The organism is Microbacterium sp. NPDC056052 (assembly GCF_042266785.1).
In the GTDB taxonomy this organism is placed as follows: Bacteria; Actinomycetota; Actinomycetes; order Actinomycetales; family Microbacteriaceae; genus Microbacterium.
In genome coordinates, this window is record NZ_JBHJWV010000003.1 from 447,970 (window position 1) to 472,834 (window position 24,865).

Consider the following 24,865-nt stretch of genomic DNA (forward strand, 5'->3'; position numbering starts at 1 on the left):
TGCTCTCGATGCACTCGTCGAGACGCCTGAGCCGGGCTCATGCCGCGACGGCGTCCGTCGCGAACCAGAGCCGACTTCTCCGCGCTGCACCCGAGGCGTTCCAGCCCAGCATCCCCGACCCGTGCGCTCCGCCCCTCGCGGACCGGGTCGGAGAGTCGTCCGCGACGGGGCATCGTCCCGCCGCTTCCGTCGATCGTTCACCATCGCAAGGAACCTTCATGACCGCTGACACCGCTCCAGCCGTCCCGCGTCCGCCCGTCCGTCCGGCGACGGCGCCCCTCCTCACCGGCGCCCAGGCCGTCGTGCGCTCCCTCGAGCTCCTCGGCGTCACCGACGTCTTCGGCATTCCGGGCGGCGCGATCATGGAGGTCTACGACCCCCTGATGGCGTCGACCGAGCTTCGCCACATCCTCGTGCGCCACGAGCAGGGCGGCGGGCACGCGGCCGAGGGGTACGCGACCGCGTCCGGCAGGGTCGGCGTGACCATCGCCACCTCCGGCCCCGGCGCGACGAACCTCGTCACCGCGATCGCCGATGCCTACATGGACTCGATTCCGATCGTCGCGATCACCGGCCAGGTGTTCTCCCGCCTGATGGGCACGGACGCGTTCCAGGAGGCCGACATCGTCGGCATCACGATGCCGATCACCAAGCACTCGATCCTGGTGAAGACGCCCGAGGACATCCCCGGCGCGATCGCCGCCGCGTTCGAGATCGCCTCCACCGGCCGTCCCGGCCCGGTGCTCGTGGACATCACCAAGGACGCGCAGCAGGCCACGGCTCCGTTCGTGTGGCCGCCGAAGTACGACCTGCCCGGCTACCGTCCGGTGACCAAGGCGCACGGCAAGCAGATCCAGGCCGCGGCCACGCTGCTCGCGGAAGCCAAGAAGCCCGTGCTGTACGTCGGTGGCGGCATCATCCGCGGTCGTGCGGCCGCCGAGCTGCTGACGCTGGCGGAGCTCACCGGTGCACCCGTGGTGACCACGCTGATGGCGCGCGGTGCATTCCCCGACTCGCACCCGCAGCACGTCGGCATGCCCGGCATGCACGGCACGGTCCCGGCCGTGCTGGCTCTGCAGGAGGCCGACCTCCTGGTCGCGCTCGGAACCCGGTTCGACGACCGCGTGACGGGCAAGGCCGAGCTGTTCGCCCCGAACGCGAAGGTCGTGCACGTCGACATCGACCCCGCAGAGATCTCCAAGATCCGCACGGCGGACGTGCCGATCGTGGGTGGCGTGCGCGAGGTCATCACCGATCTGGAGGCGGCGTTCCGCGGCCTCCTGGGCGGGGCCAAGGGCGACATCGAGGAGTGGTGGGCCTACCTCGACGGGCTGCGCGCCGAGTTCCCGCTCGGCTACACGGCGCCCGAGGACGGCCTCATGTCCCCGCAGCACGTGATCCAGCGGATCGGCGAGCTCACGGGGCCCGAGGCGGTCTACGCGGCGGGCGTCGGCCAGCACCAGATGTGGGCGGCGCAGTTCATCAAGTACGAGCGCCCCAACTCCTGGCTGAACTCCGGCGGCGCCGGCACCATGGGATACGCCGTCCCGGCCGCCATGGGCGCCAAGGTCGCGGAGCCCGAGCGCGTGGTCTGGGCGATCGACGGCGACGGCTGCTTCCAGATGACGAACCAGGAGCTCGCGACCTGCGTCATCAACGACATCCCGATCAAGGTCGCGATCATCAACAACTCCTCGCTCGGCATGGTCCGCCAGTGGCAGACCCTGTTCTACGAGGGACGGCACTCGAACACCGACCTGAACACCGGGCACGGCACGATCCGGATCCCCGACTTCGTCAAGCTCGCCGAGGCCTACGGCTGCCTCGCGATCCGGGTGGAGAAGGAGGAGGACATCGACGCCGCCATCACGCTCGCGCTCGCGACGAACGATCGCCCCGTCGTGATCGACTTCGTCGTCAGCGCCGATGCCATGGTGTGGCCGATGGTGCCGCAGGGCGTGAGCAACAGCTACATCCAGTACGCGCGCGACCACGCGCCCGCCTTCGACGAGGAGGACTGATCCATGTCCACGCATGTGCTGAGCCTCCTGGTGGAGGACACCCCTGGCCTCCTGACCCGCGTCGCCGGCCTGTTCGCGCGCCGCGGCTTCAACATCGAGTCGCTCGCCGTGGGCGTGACCGAGGTCCCGGGGATCTCCCGGATCACGGTCGTCGTCGACGTCGAGGAGTTCCCGCTCGAGCAGGTGACCAAGCAGCTGAACAAGCTGATCAACGTCATCAAGATCGTCGAGCTCGAGCAGAACGCGTCCGTGCAGCGTGAGCACATGCTGATCAAGGTGCGCACCGACAACAACTCCCGCTCGAACGTGCTGGAGGTCGTGAACCTCTTCCGCGCCTCCGTCGTGGACTACGCCCCCGAGGCCCTGGTGGTCGAGGTCACCGGCGACAAGGGCAAGGTCGACGCCCTGCTGCGGGCCCTCGAACCCTTCGGCATCAAGGAGATCGCGCAGTCCGGCCTTCTCGCGATCGGCCGCGGCGGCAAGAGCATCACCGAGCGCGTGCTGCGCGGCTGACACAGAACCACCCCTGCTTCTTCGCCCGGTTGCTGAGCGAGCGAAGCGAGACGAACGACAACAAGGAGAAACACACAGTGAGCACCGAGATCTTCTACGACGCAGACGCCGACCTGTCGATCATCCAGAACAAGAAGGTCGCGATCGTCGGCTACGGCTCGCAGGGCCACGCCCACGCGATGAACCTGCGCGACAGCGGCGTCGAGGTCACGATCGCCCTCAAGGAGGGCTCGTCCTCGATCGCCAAGGCGTCCGAGGCGGGCTTCGCGGTCAAGACCGTCGCCGAGGCCACCCAGTGGGCCGACCTGATCATGATCCTCGCGCCGGACCAGCACCAGCGCGGCATCTACAGCGAATCGATCGCCCCGAACCTGACCGCGGGCAAGACCCTCGCCTTCGCGCACGGCTTCAACATCCGCTTCGGCTACATCGATGCGCCCGAGGGCGTCGACGTGATCCTGATCGCGCCGAAGGCCCCCGGCCACACCGTGCGCCGCGAGTTCGTCGCCGGCCGTGGCATCCCCGACATCATCGCCGTCGAGCGCGACGCCACCGGCACCGCGTGGGCGACCGCGCTGTCGTACGCGAAGGCCATCGGCGGCACCCGCGCCGGCGTCATCAAGACGACCTTCACCGAGGAGACCGAGACCGACCTGTTCGGCGAGCAGGCCGTGCTCTGCGGTGGCATGAGCCACCTCGTGCAGGCCGGCTTCGAGACCCTCACCGAGGCGGGCTACCAGCCGCAGATCGCCTACTTCGAGGTGCTGCACGAGCTCAAGCTCATCGTCGACCTGATGTGGGAGGGCGGCATCGCCAAGCAGCGCTGGTCGATCTCCGACACCGCCGAGTTCGGCGACTACGTCTCGGGCCCGCGCATCATCGACGCCGGTGTCAAGGACCGCATGAAGGAGGTCCTCGCGGACATCCAGTCCGGCGCCTTCGCCACCCGGTTCATCGAGGACCAGGACAACGGCGCGACCGAGTTCCTCGCCCTCCGTGAGAAGGAGCAGGGGCACCCGATCGAGGCCACCGGCAAGGAGCTGCGTGCGCTCTTCGCCTGGAAGTCGCAGGACGAGGACTATGTCGAGGGCAGCGCCGCGCGCTGACCCACGGTCCACGTGAGAACGGGCGTCCCTTTCGAGGGGCGCCCGTTCTTCGTTCCGGGCCCGGGGCGGACCCGGGGCGATCCCGAGGCGGCCCCGCGGTGTCGCTCCGGGCGCAGCGCGCTACGCCCGGAAGACGACGCCCTCGCCGACCACGCGCAGGGCGATGCGCTGCCCGGGGCGAGTGAGCGCCGCGTTCGCATGCCGGATCGTGATCACGGGCGGCTCCGGATCGAGCCGCGGATCGGCATCGGTGCGCGGCTCGAGCCGGATCCGCGCCGACGTCTCGGATCCGAAGTACACGCCCTTCTCAACCGTCGCGCGGATCGGCGAGTCGGCGACGAGCTGCACCTGCTCCGGCCGCAGCATGAGCTGCACCCGGCCTCGCGCCGGCGGGTTGCGCACCGGCACGTAGCCGAGCGCGCAGGACGCGAGGGATCCGTCCAGCCATGCGTCCAGGACGATCGCCTCGCCCAGGAACTCCGCTACACCGCGATCCGCCGGGCGCGTGTAGACGACGAACGGATGCCCCGTCTGCACCAGGCGGCCGTCGCGCATCACGGCGACCTGATCCGCGAAGCTCAGCGCCTCGGACTGGTCGTGCGTGACCAGGATGGTCGTGGTCCCGGCATCCATGAGGATGCGCGCCACCGCCTCACGGGTCGCGGCGCGCAAGCCCGTGTCCAGCGCGGAGAACGGCTCGTCCAGCAGCATCAGCTCGGGTTCCCGGGCGAGCGCCCGCGCGATGGCGACGCGCTGCTGCTGTCCGCCGGAGAGCTGATCGGGACGGCGCTCCGCGACGTCGTGCGGGAGTGAGACGAGATCGAGCAGCTCGGTCACCCGCCGCGCACGCTCCGTGCGGCCGAGGTCGTCCAGGCCGAAGGAGATGTTGCGTGCGACGGTCAGGTGCGGGAACAGCCCGCCGTCCTGAGTGACGTAGCCGATGTCGCGACGGTGTACGGGAACCCAGGCTCCGGGCCCGGCGACGGTCGCGGAGCCGAGCACGACCTCGCCCTCATCGGGGCGCTCGAAGCCGGCGATGATCCGCAGCAGCGTGGTCTTGCCCGATCCCGAGGCGCCGACGACCGCGGTGATGCCGCCGCTCTGCACGGCGAGGTCCACCCCGTGCAGCACCCTGTGGCCGCCGTACGAGGCGGTGACGCCGGCGACCTGCAGGTGCGCGGTCGGCAGCGGGCCGGTGCCGGGGGAGGGCACGGCGCCGAGGGATCCGAGGTTGTGTGCGGTCATGCGGTCTCCGCGGTCGTGGGGGCGGACATCGCCGCGGCGGGGCCGGCTGTGGCATCCCCGCGGGACAGCACGGCGGACTGCCGGAACAGCAGGTAGGTCATCGGCGCGGAGAGCAGGATCAGCAGCGTCGCATAGGGCGCCGCGCCCGCGAAGTCGATCTCGCTGGACAGGCTCCAGAACCGCGTGGCGAGGGTCTGCACGCCGATCGGCGAGAGCAGCAGCGTCGCCGTGAGCTCTCCGGCCACGGCGAGGAACACCATCGCCAGGGCGGCGGCCGTGGCGGGGGCCACCAGGCGCAGGGTGACGCCGAAGAAGGCCCGCAACGGGCGGCGCCCGAGAGCCTGCGCGGCCTCCTCGAGGCTCTGCGGCGCCTGGGCGATGCCTGCCTGCAGCGGGACCAGGGCACGGGGGAGGAACAGCAGCGCGTAGGCGAGGAGCAGCAGCGCGGTGGTCTGGTACAGCGCCGGAACGAAGAAGAGCGAGACGGTCACGAGGGCGAGCGCGAGCACGATGCCCGGCATCGAGCTCGTGATGTAGTTCGTGCGCTCCAGCAGGCGGCTGAACGGTCCGGGATGCCGGACCGCGAGCCAGGAGAGCGGGAACGCCGCGATCACGGTGACGAGGCCGCCGCCGAGCGCGAGGCCGAGGGTCTGCAGCAGCGCCGGCACCAGGTCGGGCGCCATCCAGGCCGCCGTGCCGCCGTACGCCAGCCATCCGCCGATCACGACCGCGGGCACGCCCAGAGCGGCGATCCCGAGCGCGAGCAGGGCGACCTGGGCGGGGAGCTGCCATCCGCGCAACCGGATCGGCCGGGGCGGCGCCGCCGTGCCGGATCCGATCCGCGCGTAGCGCGCGCGTCCGCGGGCGCGGCTCTCCAGCAGGAGCAGCGCGAAGCACAGCAGCATCAGCACGCCGGAGAGCATGCTGCCCGCGGAGCCGTTGAAGGTGGACCGGTACTGGTCCATGATCGCGGTCGTGAAGGTGTCGAACCGGATCAGCGCGAACGCGCCGTATTCGCTCAGCAGGTGGAGCCCCACGAGCAGCGCGCCGCCGAGCAGCGCGAGGCGCAGCTGCGGGAGTACGGTGCCGAAGAACACGCGTACGGGGCCGCGGCCGAGGCTCGCGGCGGCCTGCTCGAGAGCGGGGTCCAGCCGGGCCAGAGCCGCACGCACCGGCAGGTATACGAGGGGGAAGTACGACAGGGTCGCCAGCAGCACACCGGATCCGAGTCCCGCGAGCGAGGGGATCGCCGAGACCCACGCATAGGAGTTCACGAACGCGGGGATCGCCAGCGGCATCGCGAGCACCGCGCCCCACGCGCCGGCGCCCGCGAGCGAGGTGCGCTCGACGAGCCAGGCGCCGCCGACCCCGATCACGGCGCACAGCGGCACGGTGATCGCGACGAGCAGCACGGTGTTGGTGAGGAGCTCGCCGACGCGGGGCCGGAAGATCAGCGCCGCCGATTCGTCCCAGCCGATCTGCGTGGCCGTCGTGACCACGAACAGCAAGGGCAGCAGCGAGAGCGCCGCGACCACGACACCGGCGGCGATGACGACCCGCGACCCGGCTCCCCGGGAGACGCCGCGGGGCGGCCGGAGCTGTCGCGCTCCGGCCGCCCGTCGGGTGGTGGTCGTCGTGGTGATGTCTGCGCCTTAGAGCAGGCCCGCCTGGGTCATCAGATCGGTGACCTGCTGGGAGTTCAGCGTAGCCGGGTCGATGGACGGCGCCTGCAGGTCCTTGAGGGGGACGAGCTTCGGGTTGGCGGCCACACCGGATCCGACCGGGTACTCGAACGACGTGCCGGTCTGCAGGATCTTCTGGCCCTCGGAGCCGGTCACGAATGCGAGGAACTTCTGCGCCGCGGCCTGGTGCTTGCTCGACTTCAGCACGCCGCCGCCGGACACCGACACGAACGCGCCCGGATCCTGGTTCTTGAAGTAGTGCAGCTGTACGTTCTTCGAGTTCTCGCCGGTCTCGGCCTGGTCGCCGAACCAGTAGTAGTGGTAGATCACGGCGCCGTCGATCTCGCCGGCGTTCACTGCCTTCATCGCGGTGGAGTTGCCCTTGTAGGCGACCGAGTTCGTCTTCATGGCCTTGAGCCACTCCTCGGCGGCGTCGGCGCCCTTGAGCTGCACCAGCGCCGAGACGATGGCCTGGAAGTCGGCGCCGGACGGGGACGCGGCCCAGCGGCCCTTCCACGACGGGTCGGCGAGATCCATGAGGGACTTCGGCAGCTGCGCCTCGGTGAGCTTCGACGTGTTGTACGCGAACACGGTCGAGCGGGCGGCGATGCCGACCCACTTGCCCGAGGACGGGCGGTACTCGGTCGGGACGTTCTTGAGCGCCTCATCGCCGGGCGAGGTGAACAGGCCGGCCTTCTCGACCGCCGACATCGAGGGCGAGTTCTCGGTGAGGAACACGTCGGCGGGGGAGCGGTCGCCCTCCTGGATGAGCTGCTGCGACATCTCGGTGTCGTCGCCGTTGCGCACCTGGACCTTGATGCCAGTCGCCTTCGTGAACGCGTCCGTCCAGGACTTGGTGAGTTCCTCGTGCTGCGCGTTGTAGATCGTGATCGTCTGGCCGGCGAGGTCGTCGCTGCCGGCCGTGCTCGACGTCGGCGTCGAGGAGCCGCTGCAGGCGGTGAGCGCGAGGGCGACGGCGGAGGCCGCCGCGGCGGCGGAGAGCAGTCGGAGGGAACGGTTCACGGAGAGTCCTTCGTGGAGGGAGAGTCGCGGAAGTCGCGAATCACATAATAGGTAAGGCAAGCCTCACTCGCCAACTTGATGACCCGCTGTGAAAGGGACCTGGCTCGTCGCGGAAGGGTGCTACGGCGCGGCTCACGCCACGCCGTAGAACCGGGCGGCGTTGTCCCAGAGGATCGCATCGACGTCGAGGCCGCGCGCGTCGGCCCAGTCCGCCACCGCCTGCGCCCATCGGTCACGGCTCGCGGGGTGGTACTCCTTCGGGTCGCCTCCGAGGGCGGAGACCGGCCAGTCGCTGCCCCAGAGCAGTCGGTCTGGCCCGAACGCCTCGGCGGCTGCGTCGAGGAAGGGGGCCACCTGCGCCGGGCTCCAGGATCCGCCGGCCTCCGCCGGCAGTCCCGACAGCTTGACGGACACCTGCGGATGCGCCGCCAGCTCTTGCAGATCGCTCAGCCACGCCGCGGCAGGGCGGAGCGGATCCGCGGCCGTGCCGATCGAGGGCTTACCGAGGTGATCCAGCACGATCGGGAGTGCGGGCACTGCGGCGGCGAGGTCGGACACGTCGGGCAGTTGATGGGCGCGCACGCACGCGTCGAAGCGGAGGCCGTGCGCGACCAGTGCGGCAGCGCCGGTGAGGAAGGCGTCGCTGCGCGCCGTGGCATCGGGCTCGTCCTGCAGGTTGTGCCGCACGCCGACGACCCCGACGGCGCCTTCGAGACCCGCGAGCGCGGCGAGGTGCGCGGTCGTCCGCTCTCCGCGATCGAGACGCGCGCCGGCGACGATGCCGACGACGCCCGTGTGCGCGGCGGTCTCGGAGACCCAGCGCACCTCGTCGAGGAACTGCGACTCGATGCACTCCGCCTGCACGAAGATCGCTGCCGCGCGCTCGGCGCCGTCGACACCCGCGTGCGCGAGCTCCTCGGCGGCGAACCGCGGGGCCAGTGGACCCGCGAGCCACTCGTAGTAGAGACGGGACGGATCCCACAGGTGCAGGTGAGAGTCGAGGAGGCGCATGGAGACATCCTTACGCAAATGGGAGCGCGTGGGGTGCAGACATCCGATGTTCACGGAAGCCCCTAGGATGACGCCATGGCAGTCACCGACGAGGCGATCGAGAAGATCAAGGCGATGATCGTGTCGGGCGAACTCGGCCCGGGCGACCGGTTGCCCCCGGAGAAGGAACTCGCGGAGCGGCTCGGCCTGAGCCGCAACTCGATGCGGGAGGCGGTCAAGGCCCTCGAGGTGATCCGCGTCCTCGACGTGCGCCGCGGCGACGGCACCTACGTGACGAGCCTCGAGCCGCACCTGCTGCTCGAGGCGATCAGCTTCGTCGTCGACATGCACGACGACGACTCGCTGCTCGAGCTGTTCGCGGTGCGTCGCATGCTCGAATCCCAGGCCACGGGCCTTGCCGCTACGCACGGCGACGATGACGCGATCGCCGCGCTGCGGGCCGAGATCGACGGGATCGACGCAGGCGTCTCGATCGACGACCTCGTCGCGCACGACATCCGCTTCCACCGGGAGATCGTGCGGATGACCGGCAACGGCTACCTGGCGAGCCTCATCGACAGCCTCTCGAGCCAGACCATCCGCGCGCGGGTGTGGCGCGGCCTCACGGAGCAGGGCGCCGTGGAGCGCACGCTCTCGGAGCACCGCGCCATCGCCGAAGCGATCGCGCAGCACGATCCGTCGCTCGCGACCTCGCTCGCGACCGCGCACATCGCGGGAGTGGAGCGCTGGCTGCGCCAGGCCGTCCAGGGCTGATCCCGGGGTCGCACCTGCAAGACAATGTCCCACTTCTGGCTGTAGATCGGGGTGATCCGCGACCAGAAGCGGGACACGGTCCAGCCAGAAGTGGGACACGGTCCGGAGCGGGACGGACGGGACTACTCAGCCCGGAGGCGCAGCTGGGCCATGCCGCCGTCGACCTCGATGAAGGTGCCGGTGGTGGATCCCGATGCGGGGCTGACGAGGTACAGCACCGCACCGGCGACCTCGTCCGGCGACACCAGGCGACCGTGCGGCTGGCGTGCGTTGAGCGCGGCGCGCTCCGCGGCGGGGTCTGCGGCGGAGTCGAGCAGCCGGCCGACCCACGGGGTGTCCGCCGTTCCGGGGTTGACGGCGTTCACGCGGATGCCCTCGCGGAGGTGATCCGCGGCCATCGCCCTGGTGAGCGCCGAGACCGCGCCCTTCGACGCGGAATAGAGCGCGCGCTGCGGCAGGCCCGTGGTCGAAGCGATCGAGGCGGTGTTGCAGATCGCCGCGGCGGGCGACTTCCGCAGCCATGGCAGGGCCGCGGCGGAGACGCGGGCGATGCCGGTCACGTTGATCGAGAGCACACGGGCCCACTCGTCGTCGCCGTTCGCCGCGATGTCGCCCTGCGCGCCGATCCCGGCGTTGTTCACGACGATGTCGATGCGGCCGAAGCGCTCGCCGATCGCGGCGACCGCGGCGTCCACGCTCGCGCGGTCGGACACATCGGCGGTGAACGCGGCGAAGCGCGGATCCGCACCGGCCACGTCGCGGTCGAGCACGGCGACCTGCGCGCCCTGCTCGTGCAGCTGCGCCGCGATCGCCGCGCCGATGCCTGATGCGCCGCCCGTGACGATCGCGACGAGTCCGTCGACCTGACCGGTCATGCCTGTGCCTTCCATGCCGTGAACTCCTGACGCTGGCCGCCCAGCCCCTCGATGTCGATCTCCACGACGTCACCGGCGCGCAGGTACGGGAACTTCCCGCCGAACGCGACGCCCTGCGGGGTGCCCGTGAGGACCAGGTCTCCGGGCTCGAGGGTGATGTACTGCGAGATGTGGTGCACGATCTCGGCGACTGAGAAGATCATGTCGTTCGTGTTCGAGTCCTGGCGCGGCTCGCCGTTCACGAAGCTGCGCAGGCGCAGGTTCTGCACGTCGACCTCGTCGGGTGTGACCAGCCACGGGCCGGTCGGGTTGAACCCGAAGGCCGCCTTGCCCTTCGACCATTGCCCGCCGGAGAGCTCCATCTGGAAGGCGCGCTCCGACACGTCGTTGCAGACGACGTAGCCCGCGATGTGCGCGGCGGAGTCGGCGGGGGAGTCGAGGTAGGCGGCGCGGGATCCGATCACGATGCCGAGTTCCACCTCCCAGTCGGTCTTCTCGCTGCCGCGCGGGATGGTCACCGCATCGTCGGGCCCGACGACCGTGTTCGGGGTCTTCAGGAACAGGATCGGCACCGTGGGCGGCTCCGCGCCCGACTCGCGGGCGTGCGCGGCGTAGTTCTGACCAACGCAGATCACCGCACTGGGGCGCGCGATCGGCGATCCGATGCGCCGCGCCTCTGCGTCGGCGAGCTCCGGCAGGGTGCCGGCATCGAGGGCGGCTCGCGTGCGCCCCACGGGGTCTGCGGCGAGGAAATCGCCGTTCACATCGGAGGTCACGGACCGAAGATCGTAGGTACGGTCCTCGGCGATGACGACCGGGATCTCGGATCCAGGGTTTCCCAGACGCGCGAACTTCATGATTCTCCTGCCTTCTCACGGGGATGAGCGGATCCGCTGCCGGAACGACGTGCGCGGATGCATCCCGCGTTGACAGTATAGACATCCGATGTTTACACTCCAACTGTCGAGGAGCGTCACCGCCGTCTGCGCTGCGCCTCCCGATGGCCCGCCCAGAACAGGAGAACCGTGAGCCGCATCGTCGCGCTGGAGACCAGCGACATCCGATTCCCCACCTCGCTGAGCCTCGACGGCTCCGACGCGATGAACCCCGACCCCGACTACTCCGCGGCATACGTCATCGTGCGCACCGACGCGGCGGACGGCATCGACGGACACGCGTTCGTGTTCACGATCGGCCGCGGCAACGACGTGCAGGTCGCGGGCATCGACGCGCTCGCCGGGCATCTCGTCGGCCGTGAGCTGGAGCCGCTGCTCGACGACATGGGCGGCACGTTCCGGGAGATCATCGGCGACTCGCAGCTGCGCTGGCTCGGCCCGGAGAAGGGCGTCATGCACATGGCGATCGGCGCCGTGATCAACGCCCTGTGGGACATCAAGGCCAAGCGCGCCGGGCTTCCGCTCTGGCAGCTGCTCGCCAGGATGACGCCGGAGGAGATCGTCGACCTCGTCGACTTCCGCTACCTCACCAACGCCCTCACCCGCGAGGACGCCCTGGCGATCCTGCGCGACGCCGAGGCCGACCGCGCCGAGCGGGAGCAGCAGCTGCTCGCCACGGGATATCCGGGGTACACCACGAGCCCCGGGTGGCTGGGCTACTCGGACGAGAAGCTCGAGCGTCTCGCCCGGGAGGCGATGGCCGACGGCTTCACGCAGATCAAGCTCAAGGTCGGCGCCGATCTCGACGACGACATCCGGCGGTTCCGCAAGGCCCGCGAGGTGTGCGGTCCCGACTTCCCGATCGCGATCGACGCGAACCAGCGCTGGGAGGTGTCCGAGGCGATCGCCTGGGTGAACGCGCTCGCCGAGTTCCACCCCGCCTGGATCGAGGAGCCGACGAGCCCCGACGACGTGCTCGGGCATGCCGAGATCGCCCGTGGCGTCGCGCCGATCCGCGTCGCGACCGGCGAGCACGCGCAGAACCGGATGATCTTCAAGCAGCTGCTCCAGGCCGAGGCGATCCAGGTCATGCAGATCGACGCGGTGCGCGTGGCCGGCGTGAACGAGAACATCGCGAACCTGCTGCTCGCCGCGAAGTTCGGCGTACCGGTGTGCCCGCACGCCGGCGGCGTGGGCCTCTGCGAGGCCGTGCAGCACCTGTCCATGTTTGACTTCGTCGCCGTCTCCGGCAGCCGCGAGGGGCGCATGATCGAGTACGTGGATCACCTGCACGAGCACTTCGTGGTGCCGACCGACATCCGCGGCGGTTCCTACACCGCGCCGACCGCACCCGGCAACGGCATGGAGATGAAGGCGGCCAGCCGTGCCGAGTTCCTCTGGACCGGCGCGCACCGTGAGGCGGGCGCGCATGTCTGAGTCCGTCGACATCGCCGCCCGGCCCGCGATCCCGCCCCTGGGCTATGGCGCCGCGAACGTCGGCAACCTGTTCCGCGCGCTCAGCGATGACGAGGCCTGGGCGGTGCTGGACGCCGCGTGGGAGAGCGGGATCCGCCTCTACGACACGGCTCCGCACTACGGGCTCGGACTCTCGGAGCGCCGGCTCGGGGCGTTCCTTCAGACCAAGCCGCGGGATGAGTACGTGCTCTCGACCAAAGCGGGGAGGCTCCTGCGCCCGAACCCGGGCCACGTCGCAGGCGGACTCGACACCGCGAACGACTTCTTCGTCCCGGACGATCTGCAGCGCGTGTGGGACTTCTCGGAGGCGGGGATCCGTGCCAGCCTCGATGGGTCGCGCGAACGCCTGGGTATCGAGCGCATCGACATCCTCTACCTGCACGACCCGGAGCGGCACGACCTGGATCTCGCACTCGCCGAGGCGTTCCCTGCGCTCGAGTCGCTCCGCGCGGAAGGACAGGTGGGCCGGATCGGCATCGGATCCATGACCGCCGACGCCCTGACCGCCGCGGTGCGCTCGGCCGACCTCGACACGATCATGGTTGCGGGACGCTACACCCTGCTCGAGCAGCCCGCGGCCGCGGACGTGATCCCGGCGTGCGCCGACCGTGGCACGGACATCGTCGCCGCCTCGGTCTTCAACTCGGGCCTGCTCGCCCAGAGCGAGCCGCGCCGCGACGGACGCTATGAGTACGGCGCGCTGCCGGAGGAGCTCTGGCAGCGGCTGGCCCGGATCGCCGATGTCTGCCGCGCGCACGACGTGCCGCTGTCGGCGGCCGCGATACAGTACCCGCTGCAGTGCCCGGTCGTGACCTCGGTCGTGGTCGGCGGGAGCCGTCCGGAGCAGCTTCGCCAGAACGCGCAGCTCGCCGCGCTCGACATCCCCGCGGATCTCTGGCGCGAGCTGGCGGCCGAGATGCTCATCCCGGCCTGAACAGCGACCGGCGCAACGGCCCACCACGAAGGGAACGACATGCTCGAAGGAATCGACCCGCTGCTCACGGGTGAGCTGCTGCTGCACCTCGATCGGATGGGTCACTCGGACGCGGTCGTCGTGGCCGACGCGCACTTCCCGGCGTGGGCGCTCGGCGCACGCGTCGTCGATCTGCCCGGCACGACGACGCCTGCCGTGGTCGCGGCGATCCGCTCGGTGCTGCCGCTCGACGACGCCCCCGGCATCGACCTCATGGAGTCGGCCGACGCGACCGTGCTCGACGTGCAGCGCGAGCTCATGGCCGCCGCCGGCGCCGACGAGGAGACGACCCGGTTCGTGGAGCGCTTCGCGTACTACGACGTCGCGAAAGGCGCCTATCTGATGGTGCGCACGGGAGAGACCCGAAAGTACGGCAACGCGCTGCTGCGCAAGGGCGTGGTCGGGCACCCCTCCGCCTGAGCGGGCCCTCCGAGGAACGAGAGAGGCAGAGATGCGACAGCAATGGTTCGACGAGGCCCGATTCGGGATGTTCGTGCACTTCGGCCTGTACAGCGGGGCCGCGCGGCATGAGTGGGTGCAGAACTACGAGCGCCTGACGGCCGAGGAGTACAGGGCGTACTTCGACCACTTCGACCCGGACCTCTTCGACGCGGCCGCGCTCGCGCGTCGTGCGAAGGCGACAGGGATGGGCTACGTCGTGCTCACCACGAAGCACCATGACGGGTTCTGCCTATGGGACTCGGCGCTCACCGACTACACCTCCGTCACCGCGTGCGGACGGGATCTCGTCCGCGAGTACGTCGACGCCCTGCGCGCAGAGGGGCTGCGCGTGGGTCTCTACCACTCACTGATCGACTGGCATCACCCGGACTTCACGGTGGATTGGAACCACCCGCGCCGTGACGACGCGATCGAGCACGAGCGCAACCGCGAGCGGGACATGGACCGCTACCGCGCGTATCTGCACGGACAGGTGCGCGAACTGCTCACGCGGTACGGCGACATCGACTACCTGTTCTTCGACTTCACCTACCCCGAGGCGAAGGACGGTTGGGCCGGCAAGGGTCCCGAAGACTGGGATGCGGAAGCGCTCCTCGCTCTCTGCCGCGAGCTGCAGCCGCAGATGCTGGTGAACGACCGCCTCGGGATCCCCGCCGACTTCGTGACGCCGGAGCAGTACCAGCCGACCGCGCCGATCGTCGTGGACGGCGTGCCGCAGGTGTGGGAGGCCTGCCAGACGATCAACGGATCCTGGGGCTACCACCGCGACAATCACGACCAGAAGTCGGCCGTGCTGCTCGTGCAGATGTTCGCCGACTCGGTGTCGATGGACGGCAACATGCTGCTCAACATCGGGCCGGACGGGCGGGGGAGCATCGCGCCCCGCGACGAGGCCGTGCTCGCGGATCTGGGCGAGTGGATGCGGCTGCACCGCGACGCGATCGTCGGCGCCGGCCACGCCCCCTACGAAGCCCCCCGCGAGGGCGTCTACACCCGGCGCGGCGACCGCCTCTACCTGCACCTGTTCTCCTGGCCGCTCGGCTCCGTGCACCTGGAGGGGCTCGCGGACCGGGTCACCTACGCGCGGCTGCTGAACGACGGATCCTGGCTGAGGACCTCGATGACGGATCCGGAGCAGGAGGCGACCCTGATGACGCCGGCGGGGGAGTCGGAGGGCACGCTCACGGTGCACCTGCCCGTGCAGCGCCCCGACGTGCTGATCCCGGTCATCGAGCTGACGCTCGCGCCCGGGGCCTGACCCGCCGCTTCGGCACCTCGCGCGCCGCTTCCGGCGCCGCGCGTCAGGCGACGGGGTCGACCAGCTCCATCGCCAGGCGTGCGGCGCCGTACAGCGCCGCATCAGGGCCGGTCTGTGCGGACTCGATCCGCAGTGTCTGCGTGGCGAGCGGATGGCACGCCTCGTACACGCGGCTTCGCACGGCGGCGAGGAAGGGTTCACTCGCGCTCATGCTTCCGGTGAGGAAGACGGCGTGCGGGTTGAAGAAGTTGACGACGCCGGACAGCACCTGACCGAGGTGCGTGCCGGCCGTGCGCACGAGGGTGGTCGCGATCGGATCGCCGTTGCGTGCGAGCTCCAGCACTTCGGCGGCGCCCGCGACGGGGACGCCGCGCTCGCGCATCTGACGGACGAGTCCCGCACCGCTCGCGATCGTCTCCAGGCAGCCGTGATTGCCGCAGGAGCAGGGGAAGTCCGCGGCCTCCGCGACGCGCGTGTGCGTGATGTCCCCGGCCGCCGCGGTGGCTCCGCGATGCACGGATCCTGCGACGATGATGCCGCTGCCGATCGCGGTGCCCGCCTTGACCGTGATGCTGTGCTGATCACGCGAGAGACTGCGGTGGTGCTCGCCGAGGGCCATGAGGTTCGCATCGTTGTCGACGACGGCGGGGACACCGAAGCGGTCGGTCAGCGCCTCGCCGACGCGGAATCCGGGCCAGCCGGGCATGCGGGAGGGCTGATCCACGCTCCCGGTCTCGAAATTGACGGGGCCGGGGAGCGCGATGCCTACCGCTCGGATGTCTGCGCCCTCGGCGAGCTCGCGCAGCCCCGCTTCGACGAGTGCGAGCGTCGCCTCGGGGCCGTCTGCGATCGTGATCGGGATCGTCGCCGTGCGGTCGAGGTGGCCCCCCAGGTCCAGCAGTCCGAGCCGGGCGTGCTCTCCGCCGAGTTCCGCGGCGAGAACGCGGTGCGGCGTGCCGCCGAGCGAGAGGCGCCGGGCGCGCCGTCCGCCGGAGGACTGCGCCTGACCGTTCTCCCGCAGGATTCCGGCGTCGACGAGCTCCTGCACGCGTAAGGAGACGGTGGAGGGCGCGATGCCGAGCAGGCGGGCGAGATCCGAGCGGGACAGCGCCTCGCCGCGCGTCACCAGCTCGACGATCTGCCGGGTGTGGTCGCTGGATGCCGAGGGTTCGCGGTGGTCGGGGGATCGGTCTGCCGAACGCGCCATGACACTTCCTTCGAGGTCGAATGAAGATCACTCTAATGGCGAAGTCGTGCAGTGGTCGGATTCATCACGGAATTCTCACGATCTGCGTCAAACATCCGATGTTCGGCTGGAGTTTCATGCCTGCCTCTGACAGGATGAGGGCATAACCCCGAATTACTTCGTTCGAACTCAAACGAAGCAAGGATCTGTTCGTGCCTGAGGAGGCATTTCAATGAAGAAGACTCACCTCGTCCCTGTGGCGGCGTTCACGGTGGGCGCCGCGCTCGTGCTGACCGGCTGCGGAGGCTCGAGCAGCAGTGCCGGCGCCGACGACAAGACCGTCGTGGTGGACATGTGGTCGGGCAGCCAGTCCGATACCGATGCGCTCAAGGCGCAGATCGCGTTCGCACAGAAGCAGAACCCCGACCTCAAGATCAAGCTGCAGACCGCACCGTGGAGCGACTTCTTCACGAAGCTGACGACCAACATGGCCAGCGGGAACATGGCCTGCATCACCGGCATGAGCGGCGCGCAGCTGGGCGGCTACACGCAGGGCTTCCGCGAGCTCACCGCCGACGACCTCAAGAAGTCGGGTCTCGACTGGAAGGACTTCAATCCTGGCGCGGACGGGATCCTGAGCTTCGAGGGCAAGACCTACGGCGTCCCGTTCGATGTGGCGACCATGCTGGTCTACTACAACCAGGACCTGCTCACGGCGAGCGGCGCCTCCACTCCTCAGGTGGGCTGGACCTTCGATGACTTCGACGCGATCGCGGCGGCGGCCACGAAGAACGGCAAGTACGGCTTCGGCGTGGGCATGGGCGGCTACCAGTGGATGTCGATGCCGATCGCCTACTCGGCGAAGCAGCCCGCGTCCAAGGACGGCACCCTGCACATCGACGACAAGGACTTCGTCGATGCGGCCAGCTGGTACGCGGGTCTCGTCACCGAGAAGAAGGTGGCCGCGCCCGTCGCCTCCGCCTCCGACACGGGCTGGGGCGAGAATCAGTACACCGGCGGCAATGCCGCAATGGCCGTCGACGGCACCTGGAACGCCGTGAGCTATCTGAAGAACGAGTCGGGCTTCGCTGCCGGCATGGTCCCGCTCCCGGCGGGCATCGACGGCAACCCTGGCCCGATCCTCGGCTCGGGATACGGCATCTCCAAGACGTGCAAGAACCCCGACGCCGCCCTGAAGGTCCTCGGCGCCCTCCTCGGCACTGACGCACAGGACTACATCGCCTCCTCCGGCCGCTCGTACCCTGCGCGCCTGAGCTCGCAGCCGCTGTACTTCCAGTCAATCGACGAGAAGTACCGGGCCCAGGTCAAGACCGTCTTCGAGGCTGCGTTCGGCGACACCGTGCCGCTGTACATGACCAAGAACTGGCAGAAGCTCGACAGCTACATCCAGCCCAACCTGGTGAGCGTCTACAACGGCCAGATGAGCATGAAGGATCTGCTGACGAACGCGCAGTCGCAGTTCGGCAAGTAAGCACCCTTCACTACAACACTGAGGAATTCGACGAGATGACGATCGCGACGAGACGTCGGGGATCGCTCACCAAGGTCGAAGCCCGCCAGGCGCTGGGATTCGCAAGCCCGGCCCTGGTGGGTCTCGCCCTGTTCACGATCGTGCCCGTGGGGCTCTCGATCGTGATGAGCGTCTTCGACTGGCCGACCTTCGGCGAGCGGACCTTCAACGGCGTGGACAACTACGTCAAGCTGTTCACGAGCAGCCCCGATTTCTGGCCGGCCCTGCGTAACTCGGCGGTGTACACAGTGCTGTACGTGCCGCTGAGCGTCGCTCTGTCGCTCGTGCTCGCCTTGGGGCTGGGGCCGCGGATCCGCGGGCGCGGCGCCCTGCGCGTGCTCTTCTTCATCCCGGTCGTGACGCCGATGGTGGGCAACGTGCTGGTGTGGAAGATGATGCTGCAGCCCCAGGGCCTGTTCAACGGCGTCTCGCAAAGCTGGTTCGGCCTGCCGCTGCCGAACTTCCTCGCCGATCCGTTCTGGGCCATGATCATGGTTGTCGTGATGAGCGTCTGGCAGGGGCTGGGCTACAACATGCTCATCTTCTCGGCGGCTCTCGAGCAGCTGCCCGAGAGCGTGCTGGAAGCGGCGAGCATCGATGGCGCGCGAGGGTTTCGGCGCGTGTGGAGCATCATCCTCCCGATGATCTCGCCCTCGATCTTCTTCGCGACGATCATGACCATGATCACCTCGCTGCAGGTGTTCGTGCAGCCGCAGATGCTGACGGGCGGCGGGCCGGGCAACGCTACCAAGCCACTGGTCATGTACATCTGGGAGCAGGGATTCACTTTCGGCGACCTGGGGCTGGCAGCGGCCGCGGCCTGGGTGCTGTTCGCGATCATCATCGCGATCACGGGAATCCAGTTCGCCGCACAGAAGAAGTGGGTGCACTATGAGCACTGAGACCCTGACCGTGCCCGCAGCGTCGCCGCGCCGCCTCTCGGCGGAGCAGCGCCCCCGCGGCGAAGCCAGCACGCCCGCGGCTCGGGTGCGGCTGATCGTCGCACACGTCTGCATCTACCTCGCTGCGCTGATCTTCGTGGCCCCGCTGGTGTATGCCTTCTTCTCGGCGCTCAAGCCGAACAACGAGATGTTCTCGATGCCTCCGACCCTCATCGGGTCCGAGGTGCGCTGGTCCAACTTCGCCGACGTGTTCGCCTATGGTCCGTTCCTGACCTACATCGGCAACTCGTTCCTGGTCGCGATCGCCGGGACCCTCGTCGTTCTCATCGTCTCGACGACGGCCGGATACGCCTTCGGCCGGCTGCGCTGGAAGGGCCGCGATGCGGTGTTCGTGCTGTTCCTGGCGACCCTCATGGTGCCGGCCGAGGTACTGGTCATCCCGATGTTCCAGGTGATGCAGTGGTTCAGCTGGGTCGACACGTACCAGGCGCTGATCCTCCCGTTCGCGTTCGGTGCATTCGGCACATTCCTCATGCGGCAGTTCTTCCGCGGCATTCCCTACGAGCTGGAGGAGGCGGCGCGCGTTGACGGCGCTGGTCCGATCCGCGCCTTCCTGCAGATCATCCTGCCGCTGTCCAAGTCCGCGGTTGCGGTGCTGGCAGTGTTCACGTTCCTGTCCTTCTGGAACAGCTATCTCTGGCCGCTGATCGTCACGGTCGACTACACCGCGCACGGGACGCTTCCCGTCGGTCTCGCGAGCTTTGCCGGGCTCACCGGCACGCGCTGGGATCTCCAGATGGCGGCGGCGATCATCTCGATGGTGCCGACCACGGTCCTCGTGATCGTGCTGCAGAAGCACCTGGTCAAGGGCATCGCGATGGCGGGGCTCGGCGGACGATGACACACGACGCAGGATCCGGTGCCGTGCAGCACCGGCAGACGAGTGCGCCCGTGATCGCGGGCATCGACATCGGCGGGACGAAGATCTCCGCCGTGCTGACCGACGAGACCGGCGCGGTTCTGGCGAAGGGCGTCGTGCCGGCGCCCGCCGCGGAGGGCGGCCCCGCGATGGCGGACGCCGCCGCCGACCTCGTCCTCCGGCTGTGCGGCGCGCTGGACTCGTCCCTGGCCGGTGTGGGCGTCGGCGCCGCCGGCGTGATAGATCAGGAGCGCGGCGTCGTCGTCGCGGCCTCCGCCACGTTCACCGACTGGAGCGGATTCCCGCTCGCGGATGAGCTCGAGGCCCGCCTCGGCGCGCCCGTCTGGGTCGAGAACGACGTGAACGCCTTCCTGCTCGGCGAGCTGCGCTGGGGCGCGGCCCGCGGGGAGAGCGACGTGCTCGGCATCATGCTCGGCACCGGGGTCGGCGGCGCGATCGCCCTCGACGGCGCGGTGCACCACGGCGTGCACGGCGCGGCGGGGGAGATCGGGCACACGCCCGGCTTCAGCGATCTGGTGTGCACCTGCGGGCAGACCGGACACCTGGAGACGCTCGCCTCCGGCACCTCGATCACGCGCCGCTACCGCGCCGCCACCGGGTCCGACGCCTCCGCCCCGGAGATCGCGGATCGCGCCAGGGCGGGGGAGACCGCGGCGCTGGCCGTCTTCACGGACGCCGCGCGGGCGACGGCTCTCGCCGCCTCTGTCGCATCGTCCCTGCTCGATCTCGGCATGGTCGTGATCGGCGGAGGGGTGCGCGAGGCGTGGGACCTGCTCGAGCCAGGCATCCTCGATACGCTGCGCACCGACGCCCCGGTCTCGGGGTTCGCGCTGCGCATCGTGCCGGCCGAGATCTCGGCCGACGCCGTCGCCCGAGGAGCAGCGGCGCTCGCGTCCGCGCGGCTCGCCGATCCCGTCCCCGCCACCGTCTGAACCGCCCGCACTGCCTGAGAAGGAACGAAAACCGTCATGACAGCGCCCACCCCGAACATCCGCCCCGAGGCCGACACGGTCTGGATGGGGCCGCTCCCGGCCGTCGAGGATCGGGGTCTCGCCCGCCCTCGGATCGGCATCGCCGGGATCTCGATCGAGTCCAGCACGTTCTCGCCGCACATCTCCGGCGACGAGGCCTTCACGATCCGGGAGGGCGCCGACCTCCTCGGCTACTACCCGTTCCTCGACGAGGGGCGTGAGCTGCGTGAGGCGGCCGAGTGGGTCCCGATCCACCACGGGCGCTCACTGCCGGGCGGAGCCGTGGCGCCCGGCACCTACCTGCGGATGAAGGAGGCGATCGTGCGCGGCATCCGCGCCGAGATCGCCGCCGGAGGTCCGTTCGACGGATTCTTCTTCGACATCCACGGCGCCATGAGCGTGGTCGGCATGCAGGACGCGGAGGGCGACCTCGCGGCGTCCGTGCGCGCCGAACTCGGCGAGGACGTGCTGGTGTCGACTTCGATGGACCTGCACGGCAACGTGTCCGAAGTGCTGCGCGACGCGCTGGACCTGCTCACCTGCTACCGGATGGCGCCGCACGAGGATTGGATGAACACGAAGGAGCGTGCGGTGTGGAACCTGCTCGCGCGCCTGCGCGGTCCGCACGGATCCGATCCGCTGCGCCGTCGCCCCTACAAGGCATGGGTTCCCGTGCCCGTGCTGCTGCCGGGGGAGAAGACGAGCACCCGGCTGGAGCCGGCGCGGGGCATCTACGCACAGGTGCCGGACGTCGAGGAGCTCGACGGCGTCGTGGACGCGGCGATCTGGGTCGGCTACGCCTGGGCCGACGAGCCGCGCAACATGGCGATCGTGATGGTGACCGGCGACGACCGCGCGGTCATCGCGCGGGAGGCCGAGCGCCTGGCCCGGCGGTACTGGGACGCGCGCGCCGACTTCGTGTTCGTGGGTCCGACCTCGACCCTCGGCGAGGCGCTCGACCGGGCGCTCGCTCCGGATGCCGCGCGTCCGTACGTCATCTCCGACTCCGGCGACAACCCCACCGCGGGCGGGGCGGGCGACGTCTCCTGGACGCTCGGCGAACTGCTCGCGCGTCCTGAGCTCACGGAGCCGGGACGGGTCGTCGTGCACGCCTCCGTGTTCGACGCGGCTGCGGTGGCGCAGGCGGTGGCCGCCGGCGTCGGCGCGACCGTGACGCTCGAGGTCGGCGGACGGGTGGATCCCGGCCCGCGCGGCCCGGTCGCGCTCTCGGGCGAGGTCTTCTCGATCACCGAGGGCGACCCCGACGCCGGCACCCAGGTCGTTATCCGCGCCGGCAGCGTCCACGCGATCGTCACCGAGCGCCGCAAGCCCTTCCACCACCTGGACGACTTCCGGATGCTGGGGCTCGATCCCGAGAGCGCCGACATCGTGATCGTCAAGATCGGCTACCTCGAGCCCGAGCTCTACGACCTCGCCGCGGACTGGACGCTCGCCCTCACCCCGGGTGGCGTGGATCAGGATCTGCTGCGTCTGGGCCACCACCGGCTCGCGCCCGGAGTCTTCCCGTTCGACACCGACGGCGTCCCCGCGCTCGCCGCGCATGTGAGCCGTCGCGGAGAGGAGCTGCCCGCATGATGAACTTCGAGAAGCGCACCGGACCCGACTTCGGATCCGGCGCGCCCGCATACCCCGCCGCCGGTGTGCCGGACTGGTACCGCGACGCCAAGCTCGGATTCTTCGTGCACTGGGGCCTGTACTCGGTGCCCGCCTGGGCCGTGCAGCACGGCGAGGGCGTGAACATCCCGACCGAGGACGCCTACGCGTGGCACCAGTACGCGGAGTGGTACGGCAACACCGTGCGGATCGCCGGCAGCCCGACGTGGCGGCGGCACCAGGAGCTCTACGGACCCGGCACCTCGTACGAGGACCTCGCCGATCTCTGGGACGCGTCCTCCTTCGACGCCGACGCCTTCGTCGGCGAGCTCGTGGATGCCGGGGCCCGCTACGTCATCCCGACGACCAAGCACCACGAGGGCTTCTGCCTGTGGGACACCGGCACGACCGGCTTCAACGCGGTCGTCCGTGGGCCCCGGCGCGACCTCATCGCGGAGCTCCACGACGCCACCCGGCGGGCCGGCGCGCGCTTCGGGGTGTACTTCTCCGGTGCGCTGGACTGGCACGCGAGCGACTTCCCGGCGATCGAGTCGGACACCGACCTGTTCCGCTACCGCCGCAACGACGAGCATTTCTCGCGCTATGCGGCGGCGCAGCTCGATGAGCTCGTCGAGCGGTTCTCGCCCGACGTGCTCTGGAACGACATCGAGTGGCCGGACGGCGGCAAGGGGAATGACGACTTCGCGGTCGCCGCGCTGCTGCGCCGCTACTTCGAGAAGGTGCCGGACGGCGTCGTGAACGACCGCTGGGGTGTGCCGTACCACGGCTTCCTCACGAGGGAGTACACCCACATCCCCGGGATCCTGGACGCACCATGGGAGTCCACGCGCGGCCTCGGCTACTCGTTCGGCTACAGCCAGGCGGAGGACGAGCGCCAGACGCTGTCCGGGCCGGATCTGATCCGGATGCTCGTCGACGTGGTCTCCAAGAACGGGAACCTGCTCATCAATGTGGGTCCGGACGCGGCCGGACGGATCCCCGAGCTGCAGCGCCGGACGATGCGCGATCTCGGCGCCTGGATGCGTGTGAACGGCGACGCGATCCACGGGACGCGTCCGTGGGTGCGCTTCGGCGAGGAGACCGGCGCGCCGCGCCGCTACACGCAGTCGGCCGCCGGGGTGCACGTGCACGCCCTCGATCCGGGCACGGGGGAGATCCGCCTTCCGGCCGAACTGGCCGGCGGCGCGGCGCGCTGGGCGGACGGCTCCGCGGCGGAGTCGGAGGCATCCGGCGACGGCACGCGGATGGTGCGCATCCCCGCCGGCTTGCGCGCCGAGCCCGTCGTCACCCTCACGGTCGCGCCGTGACGCGCATCGCGCTCGAGATCGCCGTCGACGGGCCGGCCGGTGCGAGGGCCGCGTTCGAGGGCGGGGCGGATCGCATCGAGCTCTGCCAGGCGCTGGCAGCCACCGGGGGCCTCACGCCCTCGGGGGCGACGGTCGACGCCGTGCTCGCCGTGGCCGGTGACCCGGAGCGCGTCGCCGTGCTCGTCCGGCCGCGCGTCGGCGGGTTCGTCTACAGCGCCGAGGAGATCGCCCTCGTCGCCGCCGACGTCTCCGACGTCGTCCGGCGCGGCGCGGGAGCGGTCGTGGTCGGCGCGCTGACCGCGGACGGCGCGGTGGATCTCCGTGCTCTCGAGCGCTGGAGGGAGGCCGCGGGCGACGCGGACCTCGTCTTCCACCGGGCGATCGACACGGTGCCCGAGCCCGCGGCGCTCGTCGATGCCCTTGTCGAGAGCGGCGTGCGTCGCGTGCTGACGAGCGGAGGCGCCGCCCGCAGCATCGACGGCATCGACGCCCTGCGCGCTCTCGTCGCGGCAGCGGCGGGGCGGCTGCAGATCATGGCCGGCGGCGGGGTGCGGGTCGAAGACATCCCCGCGCTGACCGCCTGCGGCGTTGAGGCGATCCACCTCTCCGCGCGACGGCCCTCGGGGGATGCCGCCCCCAGCGGGCCGGGCGGCGGGAGCACCGGTTTCGACGTGACTGACGCCGACATCGTGCGCCGCGCGGACGCGGCGGTGCACGGGCGGAGCTGACCCGGGGCGGAGGCCCGGACTCCGTGCCGAGGCACCGTGAGATGGAAAGCGCTGCCGCCAGCGGCCGGCAAGCGGCGAAAGCCATCTCGACGTCGGCCGCATACGACCCTCGAGAGGGGAAACGCATCGGAGAGCGGCGCGCGGGGAGTGATTTCCATCTTCGGAGAACGAGTGAGTCTCTCCAGAGAACGGACGAGCGGGGCCCCCCCGGGGGGGGGGCGGGGCCGCCCGCCACCCCGGGGGGGGGGCGGGGGGGGGGGCGGGGGGGGGGGGGGGGGGGCAGCCGGACCTCGAGCTCACACCGTTCACCGAGGACGGCATCCGGCTGCTGCCCGTGACCCTCTCGGCGCAGGACGTCGAGGAGTACTACG

General features: G+C 70.1%; 22 protein-coding genes. 15 read left to right on the plus strand and 7 right to left on the minus strand.

Annotated elements, in window-relative coordinates; translation table 11 throughout:
- Positions 1-218: 218 nt before the first annotated feature.
- From ACFC1J_RS08830 to ilvC, 3 genes are all read left to right on the plus strand, one after another.
- Positions 219-2,021 (plus strand): acetolactate synthase large subunit, encoded by a 1,803-nt coding sequence (locus ACFC1J_RS08830; protein WP_375904432.1) that lies wholly within the window; start codon positions 219-221, stop codon positions 2,019-2,021.
- Positions 2,022-2,024: 3 nt separating this feature from the next.
- On the plus strand, positions 2,025-2,534 hold the full coding sequence (gene ilvN / locus ACFC1J_RS08835; RefSeq protein ID WP_045273739.1) for an acetolactate synthase small subunit: 510 nt from the start codon (positions 2,025-2,027) through the stop codon (positions 2,532-2,534).
- Between the two features lie 77 nt (positions 2,535-2,611).
- Positions 2,612-3,640: a ketol-acid reductoisomerase gene (ilvC, locus tag ACFC1J_RS08840; protein ID WP_375904434.1), complete on the plus strand. Its 1,029-nt coding sequence runs from the start codon at positions 2,612-2,614 to the stop codon at positions 3,638-3,640.
- Positions 3,641-3,760: 120 nt separating this feature from the next.
- Here ilvC and ACFC1J_RS08845 read toward each other — a convergent pair whose 3' ends face one another.
- The 4 genes from ACFC1J_RS08845 to ACFC1J_RS08860 form a co-directional block, all read right to left on the minus strand.
- The gene (locus ACFC1J_RS08845; RefSeq protein WP_375904436.1) at positions 3,761-4,885 is read right to left on the minus strand and encodes an ABC transporter ATP-binding protein; all 1,125 of its coding nucleotides are present in this window, start codon (positions 4,883-4,885) and stop codon (positions 3,761-3,763) included.
- Positions 4,882-6,420, minus strand: coding sequence for an ABC transporter permease (locus ACFC1J_RS08850; protein ID WP_375904438.1), 1,539 nt, complete (start codon positions 6,418-6,420; stop codon positions 4,882-4,884). Before ACFC1J_RS08850 ends, ACFC1J_RS08845 begins: the two co-directional genes overlap by 4 nt.
- A 117-nt stretch (positions 6,421-6,537) precedes the next feature.
- The gene (locus tag ACFC1J_RS08855) at positions 6,538-7,590 is read right to left on the minus strand and encodes an iron ABC transporter substrate-binding protein (protein WP_375904440.1); all 1,053 of its coding nucleotides are present in this window, start codon (positions 7,588-7,590) and stop codon (positions 6,538-6,540) included.
- A gap of 132 nt (positions 7,591-7,722) precedes the next feature.
- Complete coding sequence (locus ACFC1J_RS08860; RefSeq protein WP_375904442.1) at positions 7,723-8,601, minus strand: amidohydrolase family protein; 879 nt, start codon at positions 8,599-8,601, stop codon at positions 7,723-7,725.
- A gap of 75 nt (positions 8,602-8,676) precedes the next feature.
- Between ACFC1J_RS08860 and ACFC1J_RS08865 the strand changes: the two genes are divergently transcribed.
- Entirely contained in the window at positions 8,677-9,354 is a 678-nt protein-coding gene (locus ACFC1J_RS08865) for a FadR/GntR family transcriptional regulator (RefSeq protein WP_375904444.1), read from the plus strand.
- A gap of 122 nt (positions 9,355-9,476) precedes the next feature.
- Here ACFC1J_RS08865 and ACFC1J_RS08870 read toward each other — a convergent pair whose 3' ends face one another.
- Complete coding sequence (locus ACFC1J_RS08870) at positions 9,477-10,229, minus strand: SDR family NAD(P)-dependent oxidoreductase (RefSeq protein ID WP_375904446.1); 753 nt, start codon at positions 10,227-10,229, stop codon at positions 9,477-9,479.
- A complete protein-coding gene (locus ACFC1J_RS08875) occupies positions 10,226-11,086 on the minus strand; it encodes a fumarylacetoacetate hydrolase family protein (RefSeq protein ID WP_375904448.1) in 861 nt (286 codons plus the stop codon). The genes ACFC1J_RS08870 and ACFC1J_RS08875 overlap by 4 nt, the downstream gene beginning before the upstream one ends.
- Positions 11,087-11,254: 168 nt before the next feature.
- On the opposite strand from ACFC1J_RS08875, the gene ACFC1J_RS08880 reads away from it, so the two are divergent.
- Genes ACFC1J_RS08880 through ACFC1J_RS08895 form a run of 4 tightly spaced genes read left to right on the plus strand, consistent with a single transcriptional unit; the run spans position 11,255 to position 15,294 of the window.
- A complete protein-coding gene (locus ACFC1J_RS08880; RefSeq protein ID WP_375904450.1) occupies positions 11,255-12,562 on the plus strand; it encodes an L-fuconate dehydratase in 1,308 nt (435 codons plus the stop codon).
- On the plus strand, positions 12,555-13,535 hold the full coding sequence (locus tag ACFC1J_RS08885) for an aldo/keto reductase (protein ID WP_375904452.1): 981 nt from the start codon (positions 12,555-12,557) through the stop codon (positions 13,533-13,535). The genes ACFC1J_RS08880 and ACFC1J_RS08885 overlap by 8 nt, the downstream gene beginning before the upstream one ends.
- A 39-nt stretch (positions 13,536-13,574) precedes the next feature.
- Positions 13,575-13,994 (plus strand): RbsD/FucU family protein, encoded by a 420-nt coding sequence (locus tag ACFC1J_RS08890; protein ID WP_375904454.1) that lies wholly within the window; start codon positions 13,575-13,577, stop codon positions 13,992-13,994.
- Positions 13,995-14,025: 31 nt separating this feature from the next.
- Positions 14,026-15,294, plus strand: a complete 1,269-nt coding sequence (locus tag ACFC1J_RS08895; RefSeq protein ID WP_375904456.1) for an alpha-L-fucosidase — start codon at positions 14,026-14,028, stop codon at positions 15,292-15,294.
- Positions 15,295-15,337: 43 nt separating this feature from the next.
- Here the strand turns inward: ACFC1J_RS08895 and ACFC1J_RS08900 are convergent, their stop codons facing one another.
- Positions 15,338-16,501: an ROK family protein gene (locus tag ACFC1J_RS08900; RefSeq protein WP_375904458.1), complete on the minus strand. Its 1,164-nt coding sequence runs from the start codon at positions 16,499-16,501 to the stop codon at positions 15,338-15,340.
- 211 nt (positions 16,502-16,712) lie between these two features.
- Here ACFC1J_RS08900 and ACFC1J_RS08905 point away from each other — a divergent pair, with 211 nt between their 5' ends.
- The 7 genes from ACFC1J_RS08905 to ACFC1J_RS08935 all read left to right on the plus strand — a co-directional run bounded on the left by ACFC1J_RS08905 (position 16,713) and on the right by ACFC1J_RS08935 (position 24,494).
- A complete protein-coding gene (locus ACFC1J_RS08905) occupies positions 16,713-17,972 on the plus strand; it encodes an ABC transporter substrate-binding protein (RefSeq protein WP_375904460.1) in 1,260 nt (419 codons plus the stop codon).
- Between the two features lie 35 nt (positions 17,973-18,007).
- The gene (locus tag ACFC1J_RS08910; RefSeq protein ID WP_375904462.1) at positions 18,008-18,913 is read left to right on the plus strand and encodes a carbohydrate ABC transporter permease; all 906 of its coding nucleotides are present in this window, start codon (positions 18,008-18,010) and stop codon (positions 18,911-18,913) included.
- On the plus strand, positions 18,903-19,814 hold the full coding sequence (locus ACFC1J_RS08915; protein WP_375904464.1) for a carbohydrate ABC transporter permease: 912 nt from the start codon (positions 18,903-18,905) through the stop codon (positions 19,812-19,814). Before ACFC1J_RS08910 ends, ACFC1J_RS08915 begins: the two co-directional genes overlap by 11 nt.
- Positions 19,811-20,785, plus strand: a complete 975-nt coding sequence (locus ACFC1J_RS08920; protein WP_375904466.1) for an ROK family protein — start codon at positions 19,811-19,813, stop codon at positions 20,783-20,785. The genes ACFC1J_RS08915 and ACFC1J_RS08920 overlap by 4 nt, the downstream gene beginning before the upstream one ends.
- 84 nt (positions 20,786-20,869) lie before the next feature.
- Entirely contained in the window at positions 20,870-22,420 is a 1,551-nt protein-coding gene (locus tag ACFC1J_RS08925; RefSeq protein ID WP_375904497.1) for a M81 family metallopeptidase, read from the plus strand.
- Positions 22,417-23,766, plus strand: coding sequence for an alpha-L-fucosidase (locus ACFC1J_RS08930; RefSeq protein WP_375904468.1), 1,350 nt, complete (start codon positions 22,417-22,419; stop codon positions 23,764-23,766). Before ACFC1J_RS08925 ends, ACFC1J_RS08930 begins: the two co-directional genes overlap by 4 nt.
- Entirely contained in the window at positions 23,763-24,494 is a 732-nt protein-coding gene (locus ACFC1J_RS08935) for a copper homeostasis protein CutC (RefSeq protein ID WP_375904470.1), read from the plus strand. Before ACFC1J_RS08930 ends, ACFC1J_RS08935 begins: the two co-directional genes overlap by 4 nt.
- The last annotated feature ends 371 nt before the right edge of the window (positions 24,495-24,865 follow it).

Bases quoted from the DNA above. Each gene is read 5' to 3' on its own strand.
- ACFC1J_RS08830 (WP_375904432.1), top strand. From the start codon at position 219: ATGACCGCTGACACCGCTCCAGCCGTCCCGCGTCCGCCCGTCCGTCCG.
- ilvN (WP_045273739.1), top strand. From the start codon at position 2,025: ATGTCCACGCATGTGCTGAGCCTCCTGGTGGAGGACACCCCTGGCCTC.
- ACFC1J_RS08845 (WP_375904436.1), bottom strand. From the start codon at position 4,885: ATGACCGCACACAACCTCGGATCCCTCGGCGCCGTGCCCTCCCCCGGC.
- ACFC1J_RS08860 (WP_375904442.1), bottom strand. From the start codon at position 8,601: ATGCGCCTCCTCGACTCTCACCTGCACCTGTGGGATCCGTCCCGTCTC.
- ACFC1J_RS08865 (WP_375904444.1), top strand. From the start codon at position 8,677: ATGGCAGTCACCGACGAGGCGATCGAGAAGATCAAGGCGATGATCGTG.
- ACFC1J_RS08870 (WP_375904446.1), bottom strand. From the start codon at position 10,229: ATGACCGGTCAGGTCGACGGACTCGTCGCGATCGTCACGGGCGGCGCA.
- ACFC1J_RS08875 (WP_375904448.1), bottom strand. From the start codon at position 11,086: ATGAAGTTCGCGCGTCTGGGAAACCCTGGATCCGAGATCCCGGTCGTC.
- ACFC1J_RS08885 (WP_375904452.1), top strand. From the start codon at position 12,555: ATGTCTGAGTCCGTCGACATCGCCGCCCGGCCCGCGATCCCGCCCCTG.
- ACFC1J_RS08890 (WP_375904454.1), top strand. From the start codon at position 13,575: ATGCTCGAAGGAATCGACCCGCTGCTCACGGGTGAGCTGCTGCTGCAC.
- ACFC1J_RS08895 (WP_375904456.1), top strand. From the start codon at position 14,026: ATGCGACAGCAATGGTTCGACGAGGCCCGATTCGGGATGTTCGTGCAC.
- ACFC1J_RS08900 (WP_375904458.1), bottom strand. From the start codon at position 16,501: ATGGCGCGTTCGGCAGACCGATCCCCCGACCACCGCGAACCCTCGGCA.
- ACFC1J_RS08905 (WP_375904460.1), top strand. From the start codon at position 16,713: ATGAAGAAGACTCACCTCGTCCCTGTGGCGGCGTTCACGGTGGGCGCC.
- ACFC1J_RS08910 (WP_375904462.1), top strand. From the start codon at position 18,008: ATGACGATCGCGACGAGACGTCGGGGATCGCTCACCAAGGTCGAAGCC.
- ACFC1J_RS08915 (WP_375904464.1), top strand. From the start codon at position 18,903: ATGAGCACTGAGACCCTGACCGTGCCCGCAGCGTCGCCGCGCCGCCTC.
- ACFC1J_RS08920 (WP_375904466.1), top strand. From the start codon at position 19,811: ATGACACACGACGCAGGATCCGGTGCCGTGCAGCACCGGCAGACGAGT.
- ACFC1J_RS08925 (WP_375904497.1), top strand. From the start codon at position 20,870: ATGGGGCCGCTCCCGGCCGTCGAGGATCGGGGTCTCGCCCGCCCTCGG.
- ACFC1J_RS08930 (WP_375904468.1), top strand. From the start codon at position 22,417: ATGATGAACTTCGAGAAGCGCACCGGACCCGACTTCGGATCCGGCGCG.